Origin of the sequence: Roseateles sp. So40a, assembly GCF_048081605.1 — a bacterium.
Taxonomy (GTDB): Bacteria; Pseudomonadota; Gammaproteobacteria; order Burkholderiales; family Burkholderiaceae_C; genus Roseateles.
The window spans coordinates 2,720,595-2,740,659 of record NZ_CP182288.1 but is presented as its reverse complement, the minus strand read 5'-3'; the positions used below and the strand labels follow the sequence as shown (position 1 = coordinate 2,740,659).

Sequence of the window (20,065 nt, the reverse complement as noted above, 5' to 3'; positions counted from 1 at the left end):
CGCGGTGCGGCAGGAGGTCGGGATGCGCCCAACCCACTCGAAAAAGGGTGTGGACCACCTGAACAGGTGGGTCGCCTCAGGAGGCGCGCGACAGCGCGATCAGCTGGTCCAGCGCGCCAGGCGCCTCGGCCGGCACGATCTGCCGGGTCGGCATGCTGCGCAGCCAGGTGATCTGGCGCTTGGCGAGCTGCCGTGTCGCGGCAGTGCCGAGTTCCTGCAAGGCGGCCAGATCGGGCGATGCCTCGTTCTGGTCCAGCAGCTCCCAGGCCTGCCGATAACCGACGCAACGCATCGACGGCAGGCCCAGGTGCAGATCGGCGCGCGCGCGCAGGCGCCGCACCTCGTCGACGAAGCCCTGCTCGAGCATCAGCGTGAACCGCTGCGCCAGCCGCGCGTGCAGCCAGGCGCGCGCCGCGTCCGAGGGCTCCAGCGACAGCAGCGGCCAGTCCACGCCCTGCGAGCGCTGCCGCCCATACAGCACCGACATCGGCTCCCCGCTCAGCAGGCACACCTCCAGCGCGCGCTGGATGCGCTGCGCGTCCAGCGGCGCCAGGCGCGCGGCGGTCGCCGGATCGAGCGTCGCCAGCCGCGCGTGCATCGCGGGCCAGCCCTCGCGCGCGGCGTCTGCATCGAGTTGCGCGCGCAGCGCGGGATCGGCCTGTGGCAGCTCCGACAGGCCGTCGAACAGCGCCTTGAAGTACAGCATCGTCCCGCCCACGAGCAGCGGTCGCGCGCCGCGGGCCTGGATCTCGGGCACCAGGCGCAGCGCGTCACGGACGAACTGCGCGGCCGAGTAGCTCTCGGTGGGCTCGAGGATGTCGATCAGGTGATGCGGGACCGCCGCGAGCTCCTCGGGCGTGGGCTTGGCCGTGCCGATGTCCATGCCGCGGTACACCAGCGCGGAATCCACGCTGATGATCTCCACGCGCTGATGCCGCGCGATCGCCAGGGCGGCGGCCGTCTTGCCGCAGCCGGTCGGACCGGCGAGGCACAGTGGCGTCAGCGCGCTCGTTGGGCCCGATGGCACCGACGGCTCCGGGGAACTGGCCGGGCCTGACGCGCTCAGAAGCGCTCCCACGGCGCCAGGTAGCGCCATTGGCCGGCGGGCAGCTGGCCCAGCGGAATGCGGCCGATGCGCACGCGCTTGAGCGCCAGCACCTTCAGGCCGACCATCTCGCACATCCGGCGGATCTGGCGCTTGCGGCCCTCGCGCAGGACGAAACGCAGCTGGTCCTCGTTGGCCCAGCTCACCTTGGCGGGCTTGAGCTGCACGCCGTCGAGCTCCAGGCCGTGGTTCAGCAGCGCGATCGCGCGGGGATCGAGCTGATGCTGCGGATGCTGCTCGGGGTCACCGTTCTCGACGGCGACGCGCACCAGGTATTCCTTCTCGACGTCGGAATCCTCGCCGATCAGGTGGCGCGCGATGCGGCCGTCCTGTGTCAGCACCAGCAGACCGGTGGAGTCGATGTCCAGGCGGCCGGCGGGGGCCAGGCTGCGTCCGTGGCCCGGGGCCCACTGGATCTTGGAGGGATCCTCGCCCCAATGCGTGTCGGCCTTGACCAGCACCGACGCGGGCTCGTAGCCGTCCTCGGCCTGACCCGAGACGTAGCCGATGGGCTTGTGCAGCAGGATGGTGACGCGCTGCGCCTGCTGCTCGCGGGCGGCGGGATCGACCTCGATCCTCGCGTCGGGACCGACACGCTGGCCCAGCGTCGCGGGCTCGCCGTCGACGGTGACCCAGCCGGCCTCGATCCATTCGTCGGCCTCGCGGCGCGAGGCCAGGCCGAGCTCGCTCATGCGCTTGGACAGGCGCTCGCCGGCATCCGGATCGGCCAGGCGCGCGGGCGCGGGCTGACGCGGCGCGTCGGGCTGGCGCGGACGGTCGGTGCGCTCGGCGCGTTCCTCGCGTTCGGCGCGGGCGTGGGCGTCGGAGAACGGCGCCTGGCCGCGATCGTTGCGATCGCCGCGATCGCCATAGGGCGCGCGGCGCGGGCGATCGTCGCCGTAGCGCGAGCCTTCCGGCGGGCGGCCGTAACGGTCACCGCCGCGGTCATCGCGTCGCGGACGGTCGCCATAGCGATCGCCGCCGCGGTCATCGCGGCGCGGGCGGTCGCCCTCGAAGCGGGGGCGGTCACCGTAGGGCCGGTCACCCTGGGGACGGTCGCCTTGCGGGCGCTGCGGACGGTCGCCATAGCGATCGCCGCCGCGATCATCGCGGCGCGGGCGGTCGCCCTCGAAGCGGGGACGGTCGCCGTAGGGGCGGTCACCCTGGGGACGATCGCCTTGCGGGCGCTGCGGACGATCGCCATAACGATCGCCACCGCGGTCATCGCGGCGCGGACGGTCGCCTTCGAAGCGCGGGCGGTCGCCCGAACCCCGGCGGTCATCGCGACGGTCATCACGTCCCGGCGGGCCGCGGCGATCCTGGCGGCCTTCCTCGGCGCGGCGCTGCTGATACGCGGCCTCGCGTTCGGCGCGGTCGGTCTGCGCCTGGGCGAGCGTCGGGCGGGGCTTGTTGACGCCCTTGCCGCGCAGCGGCGCGCGGCGGGGACCCTTGTCGGTCGAGCCGTCGGACTTGGCATCGGCCGGTTTGTTCTTGTTGAGCTTGAGCGTGGCCATGTCGGTACTGCTTCTGGTGAAAGGGTGGGCGCCGGGAAATCGAAAAACGGAAATCGGGAACGGAAAACGGGAAACCTGGAACGGACAGCGGGAGGGAGCGGATCGAAGGGCGGTGAGTCGGCGAACTCAGCGCCCGCGCAGGAAGAGCCCGTCCAGGTCGCGCACGGTCAGTTGGCGCCAGGTCGGACGGCCATGGTTGCACTGGTCGGCGCGTTCCGTGCGTTCCATGTCGCGCAGCAGCGCGTTCATCTCGTCGAGGGTCAGTTGGCGGTTCGCACGCACGGCGCCGTGGCAGGCCATGGTCGCGAGGATCTCATGCTGCGCGCGTTCGATGGCATGGCTGGCGTCGAACTGCGCGAGTTCGGCGAGCACGCCGCGCGCGAGTTCGACGACGTCGCCGCCGGACAGCAGCGCCGGGCGCTCGCGCACGGCCAGCACCTTGGCCGAGAGCGGCGAGATGTCCAGGCCGAGCCGGCGCAGCGTGTCGGCCTGGGCCTCGGCGGTGGCGATCTCGGATGGCGTCGCGGCGAAGGTCACCGGGATCAGCAGCGGCTGGGAATCGATGCGGGTCTCGCCCAGCGCGGTCTTCAGGCGTTCGTAGACGACGCGCTCATGGGCGGCGTGCATGTCGACGATCACCAGGCCCTGCGCGTTCTCGGCCAGCACGTAGATGCCCTGGATCTGAGCGATCGCGCGTCCGAGCGGCCACTCGCCGGCCTGGCTGGACGGCAGCGGGGAGGGCGGTGCGCCGGCCAGCATCGACAACGACGCCGAGGGCGCGCCGGCCGCGGCCGGGAGCCCGGCGCTCGGGCCGGACGCGTACAGCGCCTCGGCCTGCTCGAGCGCGAGCGCGGTCTGGGCGCGGGTGGGGATCGGCGCGCGCCAGCCCTCGGGGCCGGCGAAGCGGGCGGAGGGCGCGTGGTAAGGCGCGGGCGGCTCGTAGGCGGCGAGGCCGGGCGCGGTGCCGGCGGTGCCGCTGCTGCTCTCAGGGGCGGCGGCGCCGTCCATCGGGCGTTCCCAGGCGGGCGTGCCGGACCAGCGTTCACGGCCGGAGGTTGCGGGCGCGGCTTCGGGCGTGGCGTCCTCGGTGCGCGACAGCGCGAGCGCGGCCACCACGGCGCGGCGCACCTGCTGGTGGATCTCGCGGCCGTCGCGGAAGCGGACCTCGATCTTGGTCGGATGGACGTTGACGTCGACGAGCTCGGGCTGGACGTCGATGAACAGCACGTAGGTCGGTTGACGGTGGCCGTGCAGGACGTCGTCGAAGGCGGAGCGGATGGCGTGCGCGATCAGCTTGTCGCGCACGTAGCGGCCGTTGACGTAGACGTACTGCATGTCCGCGCGGCTGCGGGCGGCCTCGGGCAGGCCGACGCGGCCGTGGATGCGCATCGGGCCGACCTCGGTGAGGACCTCGCGGCTCTGGGCGATGAAGTCCTCGTTGAGGACCTCGGCGATGCGCTGGGGCAGCGGCGCGGCGCGCCATTGGTCGACGAGCTTGCCCTCGTGCCAGACGGCGAAGCCGACGTCGGGCCGGGCCAGCGCGTGACGGCGCAGCGCCTCGAGGCAGTGGGCGAGCTCGGTGCTCTCGCTCTTGAGGAACTTGCGGCGCGCGGGCGTGTTGAAGAAGAGCTCGCGGACCTCGACGGAGGTGCCTCTGGCGCGGGCGGCGGGGCTGAGCTCGCCGGTGCGGGCTTCCAGGCGCCAGGCGTGGGCGGCGCCGTGGAAGCGCGAGACGATGGCGAGCTCGGCGATGGAGGAGACGGCGGCGAGGGCCTCGCCGCGGAAGCCCATGGTGACGACGGCCTCGAGGTCGTCGAGCGTGCCGATCTTGCTGGTGGCGTGGCGCTTGATGGCGAGCGGGAGTTCGCCATCGGGGATGCCGGCGCCGTCGTCCTCGACGATGAGGGAGCGGATGCCGCCGGCGATGAGCTTGAGCTGGATCTGGGAGGCGCCGGCGTCCAGGGCGTTGTCGACGAGCTCGCGGACGACGGAGGATGGGCGTTCGACGACCTCGCCGGCGGCGATCTGCGAAATCAGTTCATCGGGAAGCTCGCGGATCGCGCGGCGTGCGCCGGATGCGGCGGGACCCTGCGCGGTCGCGGAGTCCGCCGTCGGGGCGAGGGTGTCATCCATGGGGGCGGATTGTAGAGACAGGTCGTCTCAACCGGTGGACCGGTGCGATGTCGCCGTTCGTTTGAGCGTGAACCAGAGCAGGAACACGGCGCCCGCGAGGAGGAAGCCCCAAGGGCAGGCGTAGAACCATTGCCAGCGGATGGAGTCGACGAGTGGCGGTGCGATCCAGTAGGACTGCGGCGCGGTCTGCGCCAGCAGCATGTTGACGCTGAAGTGCAGCGCGATGGGCGCGAGCAGCGATCGGGAGGTCAGGTAGATCGCGCCGAGGGTGAGCGCTCCGGTCTCGACCTCATTCTTCGACCGGCCTCATGTCCCGTCGATAGTCATTTCTTCCATCACATCGATGAGTCGGTGACCGCGACGTCACCCACCTGGTCCAGTCGGTCAGACCACAAGTCCAAGTCGGTGAAGCGCGTCGCCGATCACCGGTGCACCTGGAACCGGCCCTCGGATCGCGAGGCCATCCGGACGCGTGGAGATCGCGGGCGTTCGTTGCGAAGGGTGTCGTGCGGACAGGTAGAACCGGTCGGGCAAAAGGGGGTACTGCCGCGCTTTCCGGAAGGCGTGGTGATCGGGTTGGACCGAGCAGCCCCGCGCTCAGGTGCCCTCAACAATGGAAGGAATCGATCCATGGTCTTCAATCAGCCGATGTACACCGGCCTGTCGCAGTCCTACTCGCTCACGCCGATGGGCATGGGCGGCGTCGCGACCCACGCGCCGTGGGGAGGCTGCTTCCCGGCTTCCGCGTATCCGCTCTACGCGAACTATTCGATGGGGTACAGCTGCCAATGGCTGGGAGGCATGCCCTTCGGCGTCGGCGGCCAGTCAGGGATGCCCTTCGGCTACGGCGACGAGACAGGGATGATGGCCTACGCCTACGGCCTCCAGAACTCCCTGAGGATGATGGCCTCGCAGGCTTTCGGGACGCCTGCCATGACCGGTGGATTCGGGACGCCTGCCATGGCCGGGGGACCCGGGCAAGTCGGCGATCTGTCCAAGGGCGGATGGAGCGACTCGAAGGGCGGTTATGTCGTCGGTGAGAGCGGCCGGCTCCAGATCGATCTCAAGGGCGGCGAGTCCTCCAGCGACAGCATGGTGCAGTACCGGACGGAGGGCGGGGAATGGAAGGACCTGGACCGCGCCAAGTCGGGCAAGGGCTCGAGCAAATGGATCGATGCCGAACCCGGGTCGACGGTCGAGTTCCGAATCAAGACGGAAGACGACAAGATACACCGCGCCGGAAGCACGGACAACGCCGACAAGCGCGACCACGGGCGGACCACCGTCACAGACAAGGGCGTGAAACTGGCCTTTGAGGATTGGACCGACAACGACTTCAATGACGCGGAGATCGAGATCTCCGACGCGAAGCCACTGGGCACCTAGATCCGGAACGACGACATCGCGATGTGCCCGCCGAGCTTGTCAGGAGCTGAGTCATGTACCTCATCCGGTTCGCGCCCCTGGGCGGACCCTCGCCGGCACGTCTCGGAGGAGCCCTCGCGATGCCCGGCTGCCGAGGGCGGGGCTTTCTCCCCACGATGTACACCTCGTTCGGGCACTGGTCGATGGGGGTCAGTCGAGGCTGGCTCGGGCGTGTCTGGCCGCGGCCGGACGGCGGCCATGCGGGCGCGCCGACATTCGCCTGCTTCCTGGAGGCGCCGCAATGCCCGTACTCGGCCTGCGCGCCGGTGCCTTGGGTGTCGCTCGGGGGCTAGAGGGGCGGGGCAGGCGCGGCCGTGTGTGCGGTGGGGCACACAGCAAAACCGGGTTGGCGGATCTCGCGTTTCTTCACAAGTGCTTCAGGAAGCGCCCGCCATAATCCGCGCCCATGGACCTGATGTACTTCCTCGTCGACTTCATCCTCCACGTCGACAAGCACCTCGCCGAGTTCGTGACCGCCTACGGCCTGTGGGTCTACGCGCTGCTCTTCCTGATCGTCTTCGTCGAGACCGGGCTCGTCGTGATGCCCTTCCTGCCGGGGGACTCGCTGCTGTTCGTCGTCGGCGCGCTGTGCGGCACCGGCATGATGAGCCTGCCGCTGGCCATCACGGTGCTGCTCGTCGCCGCCATCCTCGGCGACCAGTGCAACTACACGATCGGGCGCTACTTCGGCCCCAAGGTCTTCCAGTGGGAGCAGTCGCGCTTCTTCAACAAGCGGGCCTTCGACGCCGCGCATGAGTTCTACGAGAAGCACGGCGGCGTCACCATCATCCTGGCGCGCTTCATGCCGTTCATCCGCACCTTCGCGCCCTTCGTGGCCGGCGTGGCCGAGATGACCCGCAGCCGCTTCACCGCCTACAACGTCGCCGGCGGCGTCATCTGGGTCGTCGGCCTCACGCTCGCGGGCTACCTCTTCGGCAATATCCCGTTCGTGCAGACGCATCTGTCCAAGATCATCTGGGCCATGATCCTGATCCCCGGCCTCATCGCGCTGTACGGCGGATGGAAGGCCTCGCGCGCGAAACCCACGCCGGCCGCGTGAGCGCCCACGGGAAAACACCGAGGCGCCTGGCGCGCAAAGCACGGGGGTGAGCTTCGTCACGGTGAAAGCGCAGGGCTATCCTCGCCCGCTGCTTTCACCGCCGACAACGCTCCATGCAACACCGCCTCATCAGCAAGGCCGCCACCCTGGCCCTGAGCCTGACCGCCGCGATCGCGGCCGCGCCCGCGCAAGCCCAACAGGCCGCGACATCGACCGCTTCCGCCACGGCCACCGCCACGGCGCCGGCACCCGCCGTCACCATGCTGTTGCGCGAGCCCGCCGTGTCGGCGCGCCATCTGGCCTTCGTCTACGGCGGCGATCTGTGGATCGCCAACCGCGACGGCAGCCAGCCGCGCCGACTCGCGGGTCACGCCGCGCCGGAGTTCGCGCCGCGCTTCTCGCCCGATGGCCAGTGGATCGCGTTCTCCGCCGCGTATGACGGCAATGTCGATGTCTACGTGATCGCCGCCGCCGGCGGTCAGCCGCGGCGCCTGACCTGGCATCCGTCCGCGGACCAGGTCACCGGCTGGAGCCCCGACGGCAAGCGGGTGCTGTTCGCCTCCGCGCGCGAGGTGCTGAACAACCGCAGCAAGCAGCTGTTCGAGGTCGGCGTCGACGGCGGCTTCGAGCACAAGGTCATGGAGGCCGTCGCCTATGAGGGCGTGTGGTCGCCCGACGGCAGCAAGCTGGCCTATCGCCCGTACAACGCGGCGTACTCCGGCCCGAGCGGCTGGCGCCAGAGCCGCGGCGGCACCACGCCGCCGATCTGGATCATCGATCCCAAGGGCAAGACCTGGGAGCAGATCCCCCATGTCAACGCCACCGACAGCAACCCGATCTGGATGGGCGACGAGGTCGTCTTCATCTCCGATCGCAACGACGGCGCGGCCAATCTCTTCGCGTTCAACACGAAGACCAAGGCGCTGCGCCAGCTGACGAAGGAAACCGTCTGGGACGTGCGCGGCGCCGACGGCCGCGACGGGCGCATCGTCTACGAGGTGGGCGGTCAGCTCAAGGAGATCGGCCTGGACGGCGGCGCGCCGCGCTTCCTGAGCATCGCGCTCAACGAGTCCAGCACCCAGGCCCGCGTGCAGTGGAAGGACGCGTCCAAGACCATCACCAATGCGTCGCTGTCGGCCACCGGCAAGCGCGTGGTGATCAGCGCGCGCGGCGAGATCTTCACCGTGCCGGTGAAGGACGGCGTGGTGCGCAACCTGACGCAGACCTCGGGCGTGCGTGAGAAGGACGGCTTGTGGAGCCCCGACGGCCAGCAGGTCGCCTACGTCTCCGACGAGCCCGGCATGCGCCATCAGGTCGTGATCCGCGATCAGCTCGGCGATCAGGCCGCCAACAAGCCCACCCGCAAGATCCTGCTGCCCGAGACCGGGTATTACACGCTGATGGACTGGTCGCCCGACGGCGCGCGCCTGATCCTGCAGGACAACCACCTCAACCTGTTCCAGCTGCCGCTGACCGGCGCGCAGTCGGGCAAGCTCGCGAAGATCGACACCAGCGAGCGCCGCGGCGGCATGGACGTCAGCTTCTCGCCTGATGGCCGCTATCTGGCCTACACGGTGATCGGCAGGAACTTCTTCAGCCAGGTCCGCGTCGTCGACTTCCAGACCGGACAGCAGCACACCGTCACCGACGGACTGAGCCACGCCAACCTGCCGGTGTTCTCGACCAAGGGCGACGTGCTGTTCTTCGCCGCGTCGATCAACTCGGGACCCGCGCAGGTGGGCCTGGACATGTCCACGCAGGAACGCGCCGTGCGCATGGGCCTGTACGCGGCGGTGCTGCGCGCGGACGGCAAGTCGCCGCTCGAGCCCAAGGCCGGCGACGAGGAGTCCAGGGACAAGAAGGCGGATGAGGACAAGGACGACAAGTCTGACAAGTCCGACAAGGCGGAGAAGTCCGAGAAGTCCGAGAAGGGCGACAAGCCCGAGAAGGACGGCAAGGACGGCAAGAAGGACGAGGGCAAGGACGTCAAGCCAAAGGTCAAGCCGGTGCGCATCGACTTCGCCGGCCTGAAGGACCGCATCGTGGGTCTGCCGGTGGCCACCGCGCGTTATGACAATCTGGGCGTGGCCGATGACGGCGCGCTGTTCTATGTCGAGCGCAAGCAGCCGGGCGCGTCCATCGAGGCCGACGGCGGCAACGGCCGCAAGGGCGATCTTTACCGCTTCGACTTCGAGGAGAAGAAGACCAAGCTGGTGAAGCCGCAGGTCGAGGACTACAGCCTTAGCGCCGACGGCAAGAAGATCCTGCTGAACCTGGGCGGCGGGCGTCTGGAGATCTCCGACGCGCGCGAGAAGATCGACACCAAGAGCATCGATTTGTCGGGGCTGAAGACGCGCATCGACCCGCGCGCCGAGTGGCGTCAGATCTTCGACGAGACCTGGTGGATGGAGAAGGAGTACTTCTACGATCCCAAGCTGCATCAGCTCGACTGGCAGGGCGTGTATCAGCGCTACGCGCCGCTGGTGGCGGGTGTGCAGCGTCGCGAGGACCTGAACGACCTGCTCGTGGAGATGATCGGCGAGCTGCAGGTCGGCCACAACCGCGTGGGCGGTGGCGACGTGTTCCAGGAGCCGCGTGTCGCGGTCGGCCTGCTCGGCGCGGACTTCAGCCTGGAGAACGGCAAGTACCGCATCAGGAAGATCCTCAAGGGCGACCGCTGGGATCCCTACCTGAAGGCGCCGCTGGCCGCGCCGGGCGTGGGTGTGAAGGAAGGCGACTACTTGCTGGCGGTCAACGGCCAGGCGGTGGACGGGTCGCGCAACCTGTACCAGGCGCTGGAGAACACGGTGGGCAAGCCGGTGCAGCTGACGGTGTCGATCAACGCGAACGGGCAGGGCGCCCGCCGGGTGACCGTCGAGCCGGTGGCCACCGAGTCGCGTCTGCGCCAGTGGGCGTGGATCGACCACAACCGCGAGGAAGTGGATCGTCTGAGCGGCGGCAAGATCGCCTACGTGTACATGCCGGACACGGCGGGTCCGGGCTTCCAGCACTTCAACCGGATGTTCTTCGCGCAGGTGGACAAGCCGGGGTTGATCGTCGATGACCGTCGCAATGGCGGCGGCCAGGCGGCCAACTACGTGACCGAGCTGCTCAACCGCGCCTACCTGGGCAGCTGGAAGGACCGCGATGGCCTGATCTACGACACGCCGGCCGGCGCGATCTACGGGCCCAAGGCGATGCTGATCGACCAGGACGCGGGCTCGGGCGGGGACTTCATGCCGTATGCGTTCAAGCGCACAGGGCTGGGCCCGCTGATCGGCAAGCGGACCTGGGGCGGATTGATCGGGATCTCGGCCAATCCGAACCTGATCGACGGTGGGTCGCTGGTGGTGCCGTTCTTCCGCTTCTTCACGCCGGAAGGCGAGTGGCGCATCGAGAACGAAGGCGTGTCGCCCGACATCGACGTCGATCTGGACCCGGTGCAGGTCAACGCGGGTCGCGACGTGCAGCTCGAGGCCGCGGTGGCCAACGTGCTGGAACGCCTGAAGACCTGGAAACCGATCCAGCGCACGACGGCGCCGGCGATGCCGACGCAAGTGGGGAAGTGATCGGCTGCGCCGATGGCTAGGAAGAACGGGGCTTCGGCCCCGTTCTTCATGGGCGAAAGCCTTTCACTTCGCTGACGCTCTCCCCCTGAAGGTTGGCCGGGCGCGGCGATGGGGGAGAAACGCGCCGGAGCGCACTAGTGCTCTCTACCATCACCTTGACGTGATATCACGCAAAGGTTATGGTTTTGACTTCAGCCCACTGTTCTCCCGACGCATGGGATGTCTTCTTCCACGATGAATTCGTGGCCGAGTTCGAAGCGTTTGAACTTGATGTCCAGGATGCACTCGTCGGTGCGGCTGGGGCCATCGAGTTGTCCGGACCCATGACAGGCAGGCCCCATGTGGACACGCTTCATGGCTCCAAGTTTCCAAACATGAAGGAACTGCGGTTCACCGCAAATGCAGGCAGGGAAGTCTGGCGCGCTGCATTCGCGTTTGATCCTGATCGGCAAGCCTGCGTGTTGGTGGCGGGAGCCAAGCAGGGCAGGAGCTGCGGATTGTTCTACGAGCAGTTGATCCGCGTGGCCGATCGGCGCTTTGCCGATCACCTGGCTCGAAAGTTCGAACGGACCGATACGTCCAAGAGGAAATGAAAATGAGCCGATCACTCAAAAGCATCGTTGCCGCGCTTCCGCCGGAACGTCGCGCGAAGGTCGAGGCCAAGAGTCGAGAAATGGCTGACGACATGATTCGATACGCCGAAACTTTGGCCGAGGCTCGTCGCGCTCTCGAGAAGACACAGACCGAACTGGCTGACGTTCTTCAGATCAAGCAGAACGCAGTCGCTCAACTGGAGAAACGAAGCGACATGCTGCTTTCGACGCTGCGGAAGTATGTGTCCGCCATGGGCGCGGAGCTGCAACTCAGCATCCGGACGGCCACAGGGGTGGTGATCGTGCTTGACGGCTTCGGCACGTTGTTGCCCGAGACCGGCATCTCGACTCCCGAGCGGCTTCAGGAGCCACGCGGGCGCTCGGTCAAGCGCAAGGGCTGAATCACGCTCGCCCCCCGAGTCCGCTCACCAGGTGATCACGGCGTCTGCCATGCCGAGGCAAGTGGGGAAATGATCGACTGAACCGACAGACACGGAACGCGGCTGCGGCCCCGTTTTTCATAGGCCGCGCAGCCAGTCATGGTCAGAGAGCCGTCGACGCTCACCCGCCCCTTGGGGGCGGGCGGGGCGGGGTGACGGCGAGCCCGCCCGCTTGGAGGGCGAGGATGGGGTGGGAGTTCAGCCGTTCACGCGAAGCGTTGTGAGCGCCGGGCGCTCACAACGCCCGATGTCTCGCCGCGAGCGGCGGATTCTTCGCGAAGTAGCGGGCGATGCCGATGGCCAGCGCCTTCACCAGGTCGTCCTGATAGTCCGGGTCGCGCAGCTTCGCCTCTTCCTCCGGATTGGAGATGAACGCCGTCTCCACCAGGATGGACGGCACGTCGGGCGCCTTCAGCACCGCGAATCCCGCCTGCTCCACGCTGCCCTTGTGCAGCTTGGCCAGCTTGCCGATCTGCCCCAGCACCTCGCCGCCCAGCTTCAGGCTGTCCTTGATCTGCGCCGACGTGCTCATGTCCAGCATCGCCCGCAGCACGCCCGCGTCCTTCACGGCCTTGCTGTTGACGCCGCCGATCACGTCCGCCGCGTTCTCCTTGTCCGCCATCCAGCGCGCCGCCGTCGAGCTCGCCCCGCTCGTGGACAGCGCGAACACCGAGGCCCCGCGCGCCTTGGGCGTGATGAACGCGTCGGCGTGGATGGACACGAACAGGTCGGCCTGCACCCGCCGCGCCTTGCGCACGCGCTCGCCCAGCGGCACGAAGAAATCGGCATCGCGCGTCATCATCACGCGGATGCGCGGATTGCTGTTGAGCCGGTCCCGCAGCTTCTTGCCGATCGCCAGCACCACGTCCTTCTCACGCAGACCCGTCGGACCGATCGCGCCCGGATCCTCGCCCCCATGCCCCGGATCGATCGCGATCACGATCAACCGGTCCAGCTTGGTCTGGCTCATCTCCGGCGCCGCTTCCTTGAGCGGCGGCGTCACCGGCGGTGGCGTGTCGATCCGCGCGACCGCGCTGGCCGGGCGTTGCGGCGCTGTCGCCACGGCGCTCGCCGCCTGCTCGGCCGCGGATGCCGCGCTCAGCGGCCGGTCGATGCGCCCGATCAGCTCACCCAGCGCGTCGTTCACCGACTGCGCCGCGGCCGTCTCCGCCGCTTCCTTGCCGCGGACCAGGTCCAGCAGCGGGTCGCGCTCGCGGGTCGGATACAGGTCCAGCACCAGCCGGTTCTTGTAGGCCGCCACCGGCTCGATCGTGAAGACCTGCGGCGCCACCGGCTGTTTCAGGTCCAGCACGATGCGCACCACGCGCGGCTGGTTCTGTCCGACCCGCACGCCGGCGATGTACGGATCGTCCGGCTTGATCTTGCCCAGCAGGTCCTTGAGCCCCGCGTCCAGCGCGAGTCCGTCGACGTCGATCACCAGCCGGTCGGGATTCACCGCCAGGAAGCTCTTGGCGGCGAGCGGGCGATCGGATTCGATCGTCACGCGCGTGTAGTCGCTCGCGGGCCAGACCCGCACCGCGACGATGCTGGCCGAGCCGGCCGCGGCCAGCGCGGGCAGGGCCGGCAGCACCGGGAAGCTCAGCACCACCGCGCCCATCCGGCCCAGCGCCTTGCGGCGTCCGCGCGAGGGCAGGGCGATCAGCGGATCGTTCCGATCTTTCGTGGAGGGCGGCAGACCGGTCATGGCTCCTGTCCTGTGAGGCGGGGGTCGATTCGGGGATCGAGACGGGTATCGAGTTCGGCCAGCACCGCCTGGCCGCGGGCCGTGCGGGCTTCAACGCGAACGTCGCGGCTGTCGTCGGCGTTGACCTCGATCAGCACGCGCAGATCAGCCGGGGGCAACATCCCGGCGGCCTTCTCCGGCCATTCGCTGAGCTTGAGACCCGGCGCGGCGAAGAGATCGCGGAAGCCCGCGTCCTCCCACTCGCGCGGATCGCTGAAGCGGTAGAAGTCGAAATGGTGGGCGGGCGCGCCGGCCAGCCCCGGTGGCGCATAGTCCTCGACGACGGCGTAGCTCGGGCTCTTGATGCGGCCGGTGACGCCCAGCGCGCGCAGCAGGTGGCGCACGAGGCTGGTCTTGCCGGCGCCCAGGCCGCCATCGAGCTCGATGCTCAGGTCCACGATCTGCGGACAGCGGGCCAACGCCTGGGCGAATCGTTCGCAGGCGGCCTCGTCGGGCCAACGGTAAGGGCGGGTTTCTAGAATGCTCAACAGCGATGAATTCCTTGATCAACACCCCGCGGCCCGGCGCGTCCGGCGACGCGATGCCGAGCCCCTCCCGAGACCCCGACGCGCTGGCCGCGCTGATGGTCGAGGTCCGCGCCTGGGCGCATGAGCTCGGATTCTCACAGATTGGCGTCGCACTCGTCGATCTGAGCGATGCGGAAGCAGGTTTGCAGGCCTGGCTGGACGCCGGTTTCCATGGCGAGATGCAGTACATGGCCGCGCATGGCCTCAAGCGCGCGCGTCCCGCGGAGCTGGTGCCCGGGACCATCAGCATCCTGACCGCGCGCATGGACTACCTGCCCGAGGCCGCCGGCGACGACTGGCAGGACCGCGAATGGGCCGCGATGCGGGATCCCGCGCGGGCCCAGGTCTCGCTGTACGCGCGGGGCCGGGACTATCACAAGGTGCTGCGCCAGCGCCTGCAGCAGCTCGCCGATCGGCTCCAGCAGCGCCTGGGGCCGATGGGGCACCGCGTGTTCACCGATTCGGCGCCGGTGCTCGAGGTCGAGCTCGCGAGCCGTTCGGGCATCGGATGGCGCGGCAAGCACACCTTGACGCTGCATCGGGACAGCGGCTCGATGTTCTTCCTCGGGGAGATCTACCTGGACCTGCCGTTGCCGCCCAGCGAGCCGGTGACCGCGCATTGCGGCCAGTGCCGCGCCTGCCTCGACGCGTGTCCGACGGGGGCGATCGTCGCCCCGTACCGGCTCGACGCGCGGCGCTGCATCAGCTACCTGACGATCGAGCAGGATGGACCGATTCCGGTGGAGTTCCGCGCGGCCATCGGCAACCGGATCTACGGCTGCGACGACTGCCAGCTGGCGTGTCCGTGGAACAAGTTCGCGCGCAGGAACGCGCTGCCGGACTTCGAGTGGCGCGAGCCGCTGGGGCATGCGTCGCTGCTCGAGCTGTGGGCCTGGGACGAGGCGAGCTTCTTGCGTCGCACCGAGGGATCGGCGATCCGACGCATCGGTCACGCGCGCTGGCGCCGCAATCTCGCCGTGGCGATGGGCAACGCGCTGAGGCAAGACCTGGCGCCGGAGCTCCGGGCCCGTCTGCGCGAGGCCCTCGGCGCCGTGCGTCCGAACGCGTCGGAGCTGCTGGCGGAGCACATCGATTGGGCGTTGGCGCAGGATCGCGGGGCGCGGCCCTGAAGGGATGGAGGGGCGGCGGCGAACTGGCGGTGGCTAGGGGGATCCGGTCACCAGCGCCAGCCACAACGGCAGCACGATCATCCCCAACAGCGTGGACACGGTGACCAGTCCCGCGACGAACGGCCCGTTGCCGCCCATGCGCACCGCCAGCACGTAGGCGCTCGACGCCGTGGGCATCGCGGCGAACGCCAGCAGCAACGCCGCCTGCGGCGCCGGCAGCGCCAGCAGATGGCCGATCAGCAGCGCGACCAGCGGCAGCACGACGTGCCGGATCGACAGCAGCGCCGTCGCCAGCCATGGCGCATCCTTCAGCGCGCCCAGCCGCAGCCCCGCGCCCACCGCCATCAGCCCCAGCGGCAGCGCGGCCAGGCCGATCTTCTGCAAGGAGATGGCGGCCGGCTCGGGCAGCCGCAGCCCCAGCAGGTTGGCGGCCAGCCCCGCCAAGGTCGACACGATCAGCGGATTGCGCGCCAGCTCGCGCAGGTAGCCGTGCCCGCCATGGCGCGCCAGCGGGTACACCGCCGCCACGTTGGCCACCGGCACGCACACCGCCACGATCATCGCGATCCACGCCACGCCTTGCGCGCCGTAGAGCCGCTCCGCCAGCGCCAGCGCGACGAAGGAATTGAACCGGAAGGCCACCTGCGAGCCCGACGCATGCGTCCTCGCGTCAACACCTGGCACCCAGCGCAGCGCAAAGGCCAGCGCGATGCCGGTCAGCATCACGCCCAGCCCCCCGCCCATCAGCGCCATCGTGTCGCCCGGCGACAGGCTGCTGCGCGAGATCGAATTGAACAGCAGCACCGGGAACAGCAGGAAGTACACCAGCTTCTCGGCGGCCTCCCAGACCGGGCGGTCCAGCGGCGTGTAGCGGCACAGGACGAAGCCGGCCACGATCAGCAGGAAGTCAGGCAACAGCAGCAACATCGGAAGACTCGAAGGGGGCGACAGAGTGTGCCAGCGCTTTCCCGCCCTCCCGGTGAGGTCTCTACGTAGTTCCGCTAGCCCGGGCGATACATCGGGATACTTAAGCTCTGCCGATCCCCCATCCTTCAGAAGACGAGGAGCCCATGAACCGTCGCTCGATCCTTCAACACGGCCTGCTGTTGAGCACGTTGTCGCTGTCCTGCGCTGCGGCGCTCGCGCAGTCCTATCCCAACAAGCCGGTCAAGCTGGTCGTCCCGTTCGCGCCGGGCGGCACCACCGACATCGTCGCCCGCGTCGTCGCGCAGCACATCTCCGGCCCGCTGGGCCAGACCATGATCGTCGAGAACAAGGCCGGCGGCGGCGGCATCATCGGCGCCAACGACACGGCCAAGTCCGCGCCCGACGGCTATTCGCTGGGTGTGGCCACGGTGTCCACCACGGCCACAAACCCGGCCATCAACCCGAAGACGCCGTACAACCCGCTGACGGACTTCACGCCGATCGTGAACCTGGCGGCCACGCCCAACGTCATCGCCGTCCATCCGTCGTTCCCGGCCAAGGACTACAAGGCCTTCGTCGCGGAGCTCAAGAAGAACCCCGGCAAGTACAGCTATTCCACCTCGGGCACCGGCGGCATCGGCCACCTGCAGATGGAGTTGTACAAGAGCCTGACCGGGGTCTTCGTCACGCACATCCCGTATCGCGGCGCCGGCCCGGCCCTGAACGACACCGTTGCCGGCCAGGTGCCGATGATCTTCGACAACCTGCCCTCGGCGCTGCCCTTCATCAAGGACGGCCGCCTGGTGGCCATCGCCGTGGCCGCGCCGCAGCGCCTGGCCGTGCTGCCCAACGTGCCGACCTTCAAGGAGCTCGGCCTGGAGCCCGTGAACCGCATGGCCTATTACGGCATCCTGGGTCCGAAGAACCTGCCCAAGGAGGTCGTGGCCAAGATCAACGAGGCGGCCCGCAAGACCGTCGAGATGCCCGAGGTCAAGAAGCGCATCGAGGAAACCGGCTCCATCGTGATCGGCAACACCCCCGAGCAATTCACCGAGCAGATCAAGGCCGAGTACGCGGTCTACAAGAAGGTCGTCGAGACGCAGAAGCTCAAGCTCGACTGATCCCTGGCGTGGACGTCCGGCGTCCACCGCGCCAATGAGAAAGGGGCGTCCCGAAGGACGCCCCTTTTGTCGTTCTGGCGCGGGCTCAGCGGAACAGGCCGCAGAGTCCTTGCATCGAGTGGTTCATCAGGCCCGCGGACAGGCCGCGTGCGGCGTTGCTCGCCGCGATGTCGCCCTGCAGGCCGGACTTCCTGATGATGTCGGAGGCGGAAGGTCCTTCCACCAGTCGCTTGATGCCGCCGATGGCTTCGCCGATCAGGCCGATCATGGTGTTCTCCTGGAAGGACGCCCCTCACGGGGCGTCGGGGTGGGGAATGTCTGCGAGGGTCAGCCGAAGATGCCGCCCAGTCCCTTCATCACGTTGCCGAACAGGCCGCCGGTGAGCGTGTTGACCACGCCGCCGATCGCGCCGCCGATGCCGCCGCCCTGGCCGCCGACGATGCCGCCCAGTGCTTGACCGCCAATGAGCTTCGACGCCATGGGAACGAGTGCACCAATCATTTTTCTCTCCTAGGGAAAGGTCGCCGCGAGATCGGTCCGATCGCCGAGGTGCCGCGTCTTGCGACCGGTGTTCCGGTACGCGGCGGCCTGGGATCAGGTCGCGGCACGGGCGGCTAGTCGCTTGTACGGCAGGTGGAAGTTCGCAGGGCAGCCCGAAACCGTCAAATTTCGAATCATGAAAAGTTCTTTGCGGCATGCAAAAAAGTCGCGTGCTGCACCGCCGCAAGATTTCTCATGATGGAAGAGTCACTCTCACAATCCGGTTTTTGTTCTGCAAGTTATTGATTTTGAAAGATAAAAAATTAAGTCTTATATAAGACATAAAGCTCCACGCCCCCGGTCGAGGCGCCTAGATTTGAGCCCATCGGTTTTCGTTTTTTCTCTCAGCAAGTTCATACCTACAGGAGCTCACCATGACGACCTTGACCCGCGAACAGCAGATCGCCGCCCTCGAGAAGGACTGGGCGGAAAACCCCCGCTGGAAGGGCATCCAGCGCGGCTACAGCGCCGCGGACGTGGTTCGCCTGCGCGGTTCGCTGCCGATCGAGCACACGCTGGCCAAGCGCGGCGCCGAGAAGCTGTGGAGCCTGGTCAACACCGAGCCCTTCATCAACGCGCTGGGCGCGCTGACCGGCAACCAGGCCATGCAGCAGGTCAAGGCCGGCCTGAAGGCCATCTACCTGTCGGGCTGGCAGGTCGCCGGCGACGCCAACAGCAACGGCGAGATGTACCCCGACCAGTCGCTGTACTCGGTGGACTCGGTGCCGAAGGTCGTGAAGAAGATCAACGCGACCTTCAAGCGCGCCGACGAGATCCAGTGGTCCGAGGGCAAGAGCGACATCGACTACTTCGCCCCGATCGTGGCCGACGCGGAAGCCGGCTTCGGTGGCGTGCTCAACGCGTTCGAGCTGATGAAGGCCATGATCGAGGCGGGCGCCTCGGGCGTGCACTTCGAGGACCAGCTCGCCGCCGCGAAGAAGTGCGGCCACATGGGCGGCAAGGTGCTGGTGCCGACGCGTGAGGCGGTGGCCAAGCTGGTCGCAGCGCGTCTGGCGGCCGACACGATGGGCGTGCCCACCGTGCTGCTGGCGCGTACCGACGCCGAGGCCGGCGACCTGGTCACCAGCGACATCGACGACAACGACAAGCCGTTCTGCACCGGCGAGCGCACCGTCGAGGGCTTCTTCCGCACCCGCAACGGCGTGGACCAGGCGATCAGCCGCGGCCTGGCCTACGCGCCGTACGCCGACATGATCTGGTGCGAGACCGGCAAGCCCGACCTGGCTTTCGCCAAGGCCTTCGCCGAGGCCATCCATGCGAAGTTCCCCGGCAAGCTGCTGGCCTACAACTGCTCGCCGTCCTTCAACTGGAAGAAGAACCTGGACGACGCCACGATCGCCAAGTTCCAGCGCGAGCTGGGCGCCATGGGCTACAAGTTCCAGTTCATCACGCTGGCCGGTTTCCACAGCCTGAACTACTCGATGTTCAACCTGGCCTACGGCTACGCGCGCAACAACATGAGCGCCTTCGTCGAGCTGCAGGAAGCGGAATTCGCCGCTGCCGAGAAGGGCTTCACCGCCGTGAAGCATCAGCGCGAGGTGGGCACGGGTTACTTCGACGCGGTCACCACCACGATCGAGGCGCAGGCGTCGACCGCGGCGCTGAAGGGTTCCACCGAGGACGAACAGTTCTTCGACGCGAAGCACGGCTGATCGCCGTGTGGCGGCCTCGCCTCGGCGGGGCCGGTGAACCGGGAAGGGACGGCTGGGGAGCCGTCCCTTTTTTCATGCCGGGGCGGCGTGGCGCTCGTACCCGTGCCGAGCTCGCCGCTCGACGATCACCGCCGCGAGGTCGGTGAGCGCCGCGCGGGAGTCGGCGCGGATGAACGGGTGGCCGGGCGCCTCGAACCGTCGGGCGACGTCGCCGAGCACCCGGCCCAGACCGCGCTCGCGCAGGTCGGCGCCCAGATTGCCGAGGGCCGCCGCCTTCACCGCGGGCGGGGCGTCCTCGCCGAGGTAGCGCTCGCGCCGGGCCTCATTGACAGCGCCCCCCACGCTGCCGCCCAGCGTGAGGGCGATGCCCGGGGCGGCGAGCCCCAGGGCCACGGGCGGGAAGAACAGACCGAGCAGCCCGAGCTCCACGAACGGTGCCTGCGCCTTGGACATCGCGGCCGGAATGCCGCTGGCGATGTCATCGGGGCCGTCGAGATGGCGCACGCGCGCGATCAGGCGAAGCAGCTTGAGGCAGGCGGAAGGTCGTTCGAGAGGCGGCTCAGG

General features: G+C 68.5%; 18 protein-coding genes. 8 read left to right on the top strand and 10 right to left on the bottom strand.

The annotated features are described in order from the left end of the window. Window positions 1–76: 76 nt before the first annotated feature. The 4 genes from miaA to ACNI65_RS12495 all read right to left on the bottom strand — a co-directional run bounded on the left by miaA (window position 77) and on the right by ACNI65_RS12495 (window position 4,953). Window positions 77–1,027: a tRNA (adenosine(37)-N6)-dimethylallyltransferase MiaA gene (gene miaA / locus ACNI65_RS12510; protein ID WP_416763408.1), complete on the bottom strand. Its 951-nt coding sequence runs from the start codon at window positions 1,025–1,027 to the stop codon at window positions 77–79. 35 nt (window positions 1,028–1,062) lie between these two features. Next, the gene (locus ACNI65_RS12505) at window positions 1,063–2,619 is read right to left on the bottom strand and encodes a pseudouridine synthase (protein ID WP_416763407.1); all 1,557 of its coding nucleotides are present in this window, start codon (window positions 2,617–2,619) and stop codon (window positions 1,063–1,065) included. Window positions 2,620–2,745: 126 nt separating this feature from the next. Further along, window positions 2,746–4,752 (bottom strand): DNA mismatch repair endonuclease MutL, encoded by a 2,007-nt coding sequence (mutL, locus tag ACNI65_RS12500; protein WP_416763406.1) that lies wholly within the window; start codon window positions 4,750–4,752, stop codon window positions 2,746–2,748. A gap of 27 nt (window positions 4,753–4,779) precedes the next feature. After that, window positions 4,780–4,953, bottom strand: coding sequence for a hypothetical protein (locus tag ACNI65_RS12495; protein ID WP_416763405.1), 174 nt, complete (start codon window positions 4,951–4,953; stop codon window positions 4,780–4,782). A gap of 204 nt (window positions 4,954–5,157) precedes the next feature. Here ACNI65_RS12495 and ACNI65_RS12490 point away from each other — a divergent pair, with 204 nt between their 5' ends. The 5 genes from ACNI65_RS12490 (at window position 5,158) to ACNI65_RS12470 (ending at window position 11,800) form a co-directional block, all read left to right on the top strand. After that, window positions 5,158–6,138 (top strand): hypothetical protein, encoded by a 981-nt coding sequence (locus ACNI65_RS12490; protein WP_416763404.1) that lies wholly within the window; start codon window positions 5,158–5,160, stop codon window positions 6,136–6,138. Window positions 6,139–6,583: 445 nt separating this feature from the next. Beyond that, a complete protein-coding gene (locus ACNI65_RS12485) occupies window positions 6,584–7,237 on the top strand; it encodes a DedA family protein (protein ID WP_416763403.1) in 654 nt (217 codons plus the stop codon). 113 nt (window positions 7,238–7,350) lie between these two features. Continuing rightward, window positions 7,351–10,806, top strand: coding sequence for a S41 family peptidase (locus tag ACNI65_RS12480; protein ID WP_416763402.1), 3,456 nt, complete (start codon window positions 7,351–7,353; stop codon window positions 10,804–10,806). Window positions 10,807–11,048: 242 nt separating this feature from the next. After that, window positions 11,049–11,399: a type II toxin-antitoxin system RelE/ParE family toxin gene (locus ACNI65_RS12475; RefSeq protein WP_416763401.1), complete on the top strand. Its 351-nt coding sequence runs from the start codon at window positions 11,049–11,051 to the stop codon at window positions 11,397–11,399. 2 nt (window positions 11,400–11,401) lie between these two features. Then, window positions 11,402–11,800 carry a transcriptional regulator gene (locus ACNI65_RS12470; protein ID WP_416763400.1) on the top strand — a complete coding sequence of 133 codons (399 nt, stop codon included), beginning with the start codon at window positions 11,402–11,404 and terminating at the stop codon, window positions 11,798–11,800. Between the two features lie 274 nt (window positions 11,801–12,074). On the opposite strand, the gene ACNI65_RS12465 is transcribed toward ACNI65_RS12470, so the two are convergent. Further along, the gene (locus ACNI65_RS12465) at window positions 12,075–13,544 is read right to left on the bottom strand and encodes an N-acetylmuramoyl-L-alanine amidase (RefSeq protein WP_416763399.1); all 1,470 of its coding nucleotides are present in this window, start codon (window positions 13,542–13,544) and stop codon (window positions 12,075–12,077) included. Next, the gene (tsaE, locus tag ACNI65_RS12460; protein WP_416763398.1) at window positions 13,541–14,071 is read right to left on the bottom strand and encodes a tRNA (adenosine(37)-N6)-threonylcarbamoyltransferase complex ATPase subunit type 1 TsaE; all 531 of its coding nucleotides are present in this window, start codon (window positions 14,069–14,071) and stop codon (window positions 13,541–13,543) included. The genes ACNI65_RS12465 and tsaE overlap by 4 nt, the downstream gene beginning before the upstream one ends. A 95-nt stretch (window positions 14,072–14,166) precedes the next feature. On the opposite strand from tsaE, the gene queG reads away from it, so the two are divergent. Beyond that, window positions 14,167–15,240 (top strand): tRNA epoxyqueuosine(34) reductase QueG, encoded by a 1,074-nt coding sequence (gene queG, locus ACNI65_RS12455; RefSeq protein ID WP_416763619.1) that lies wholly within the window; start codon window positions 14,167–14,169, stop codon window positions 15,238–15,240. A gap of 33 nt (window positions 15,241–15,273) precedes the next feature. Here the strand turns inward: queG and ACNI65_RS12450 are convergent, their stop codons facing one another. Beyond that, complete coding sequence (locus tag ACNI65_RS12450; protein ID WP_416763397.1) at window positions 15,274–16,167, bottom strand: AEC family transporter; 894 nt, start codon at window positions 16,165–16,167, stop codon at window positions 15,274–15,276. A 143-nt stretch (window positions 16,168–16,310) separates the two neighbouring features. Here ACNI65_RS12450 and ACNI65_RS12445 point away from each other — a divergent pair, with 143 nt between their 5' ends. Next, window positions 16,311–17,288: a tripartite tricarboxylate transporter substrate binding protein BugE gene (locus ACNI65_RS12445; protein WP_416763396.1), complete on the top strand. Its 978-nt coding sequence runs from the start codon at window positions 16,311–16,313 to the stop codon at window positions 17,286–17,288. A gap of 85 nt (window positions 17,289–17,373) precedes the next feature. Here the strand turns inward: ACNI65_RS12445 and ACNI65_RS12440 are convergent, their stop codons facing one another. Together ACNI65_RS12440 and ACNI65_RS12435 are read right to left on the bottom strand one after the other, a co-directional pair. Next, complete coding sequence (locus ACNI65_RS12440) at window positions 17,374–17,556, bottom strand: hypothetical protein (RefSeq protein WP_416763395.1); 183 nt, start codon at window positions 17,554–17,556, stop codon at window positions 17,374–17,376. A gap of 59 nt (window positions 17,557–17,615) precedes the next feature. Continuing rightward, on the bottom strand, window positions 17,616–17,768 hold the full coding sequence (locus ACNI65_RS12435; RefSeq protein ID WP_416763394.1) for a hypothetical protein: 153 nt from the start codon (window positions 17,766–17,768) through the stop codon (window positions 17,616–17,618). A 434-nt stretch (window positions 17,769–18,202) separates the two neighbouring features. Between ACNI65_RS12435 and aceA the strand changes: the two genes are divergently transcribed. Then, window positions 18,203–19,501 (top strand): isocitrate lyase, encoded by a 1,299-nt coding sequence (gene aceA, locus ACNI65_RS12430; protein WP_416763393.1) that lies wholly within the window; start codon window positions 18,203–18,205, stop codon window positions 19,499–19,501. A gap of 72 nt (window positions 19,502–19,573) precedes the next feature. Here aceA and ACNI65_RS12425 read toward each other — a convergent pair whose 3' ends face one another. Beyond that, the gene (locus ACNI65_RS12425; protein WP_416763392.1) at window positions 19,574–20,005 is read right to left on the bottom strand and encodes a hypothetical protein; all 432 of its coding nucleotides are present in this window, start codon (window positions 20,003–20,005) and stop codon (window positions 19,574–19,576) included. Window positions 20,006–20,065 lie beyond the last annotated feature (60 nt).

Coding starts and splice junctions, on each gene's coding strand:
- ACNI65_RS12505 (WP_416763407.1), bottom strand. CDS start 2,619: ATGGCCACGCTCAAGCTCAACAAGAACAAACCGGCCGATGCCAAGTCC.
- mutL (WP_416763406.1), bottom strand. CDS start 4,752: ATGGATGACACCCTCGCCCCGACGGCGGACTCCGCGACCGCGCAGGGT.
- ACNI65_RS12495 (WP_416763405.1), bottom strand. CDS start 4,953: ATGCTGCTGGCGCAGACCGCGCCGCAGTCCTACTGGATCGCACCGCCA.
- ACNI65_RS12485 (WP_416763403.1), top strand. CDS start 6,584: ATGGACCTGATGTACTTCCTCGTCGACTTCATCCTCCACGTCGACAAG.
- ACNI65_RS12480 (WP_416763402.1), top strand. CDS start 7,351: ATGCAACACCGCCTCATCAGCAAGGCCGCCACCCTGGCCCTGAGCCTG.
- ACNI65_RS12470 (WP_416763400.1), top strand. CDS start 11,402: ATGAGCCGATCACTCAAAAGCATCGTTGCCGCGCTTCCGCCGGAACGT.
- ACNI65_RS12465 (WP_416763399.1), bottom strand. CDS start 13,544: ATGACCGGTCTGCCGCCCTCCACGAAAGATCGGAACGATCCGCTGATC.
- queG (WP_416763619.1), top strand. CDS start 14,167: ATGGTCGAGGTCCGCGCCTGGGCGCATGAGCTCGGATTCTCACAGATT.
- ACNI65_RS12450 (WP_416763397.1), bottom strand. CDS start 16,167: ATGTTGCTGCTGTTGCCTGACTTCCTGCTGATCGTGGCCGGCTTCGTC.
- ACNI65_RS12445 (WP_416763396.1), top strand. CDS start 16,311: ATGAACCGTCGCTCGATCCTTCAACACGGCCTGCTGTTGAGCACGTTG.
- ACNI65_RS12440 (WP_416763395.1), bottom strand. CDS start 17,556: ATGATCGGCCTGATCGGCGAAGCCATCGGCGGCATCAAGCGACTGGTG.
- ACNI65_RS12435 (WP_416763394.1), bottom strand. CDS start 17,768: ATGGCGTCGAAGCTCATTGGCGGTCAAGCACTGGGCGGCATCGTCGGC.
- aceA (WP_416763393.1), top strand. CDS start 18,203: ATGACGACCTTGACCCGCGAACAGCAGATCGCCGCCCTCGAGAAGGAC.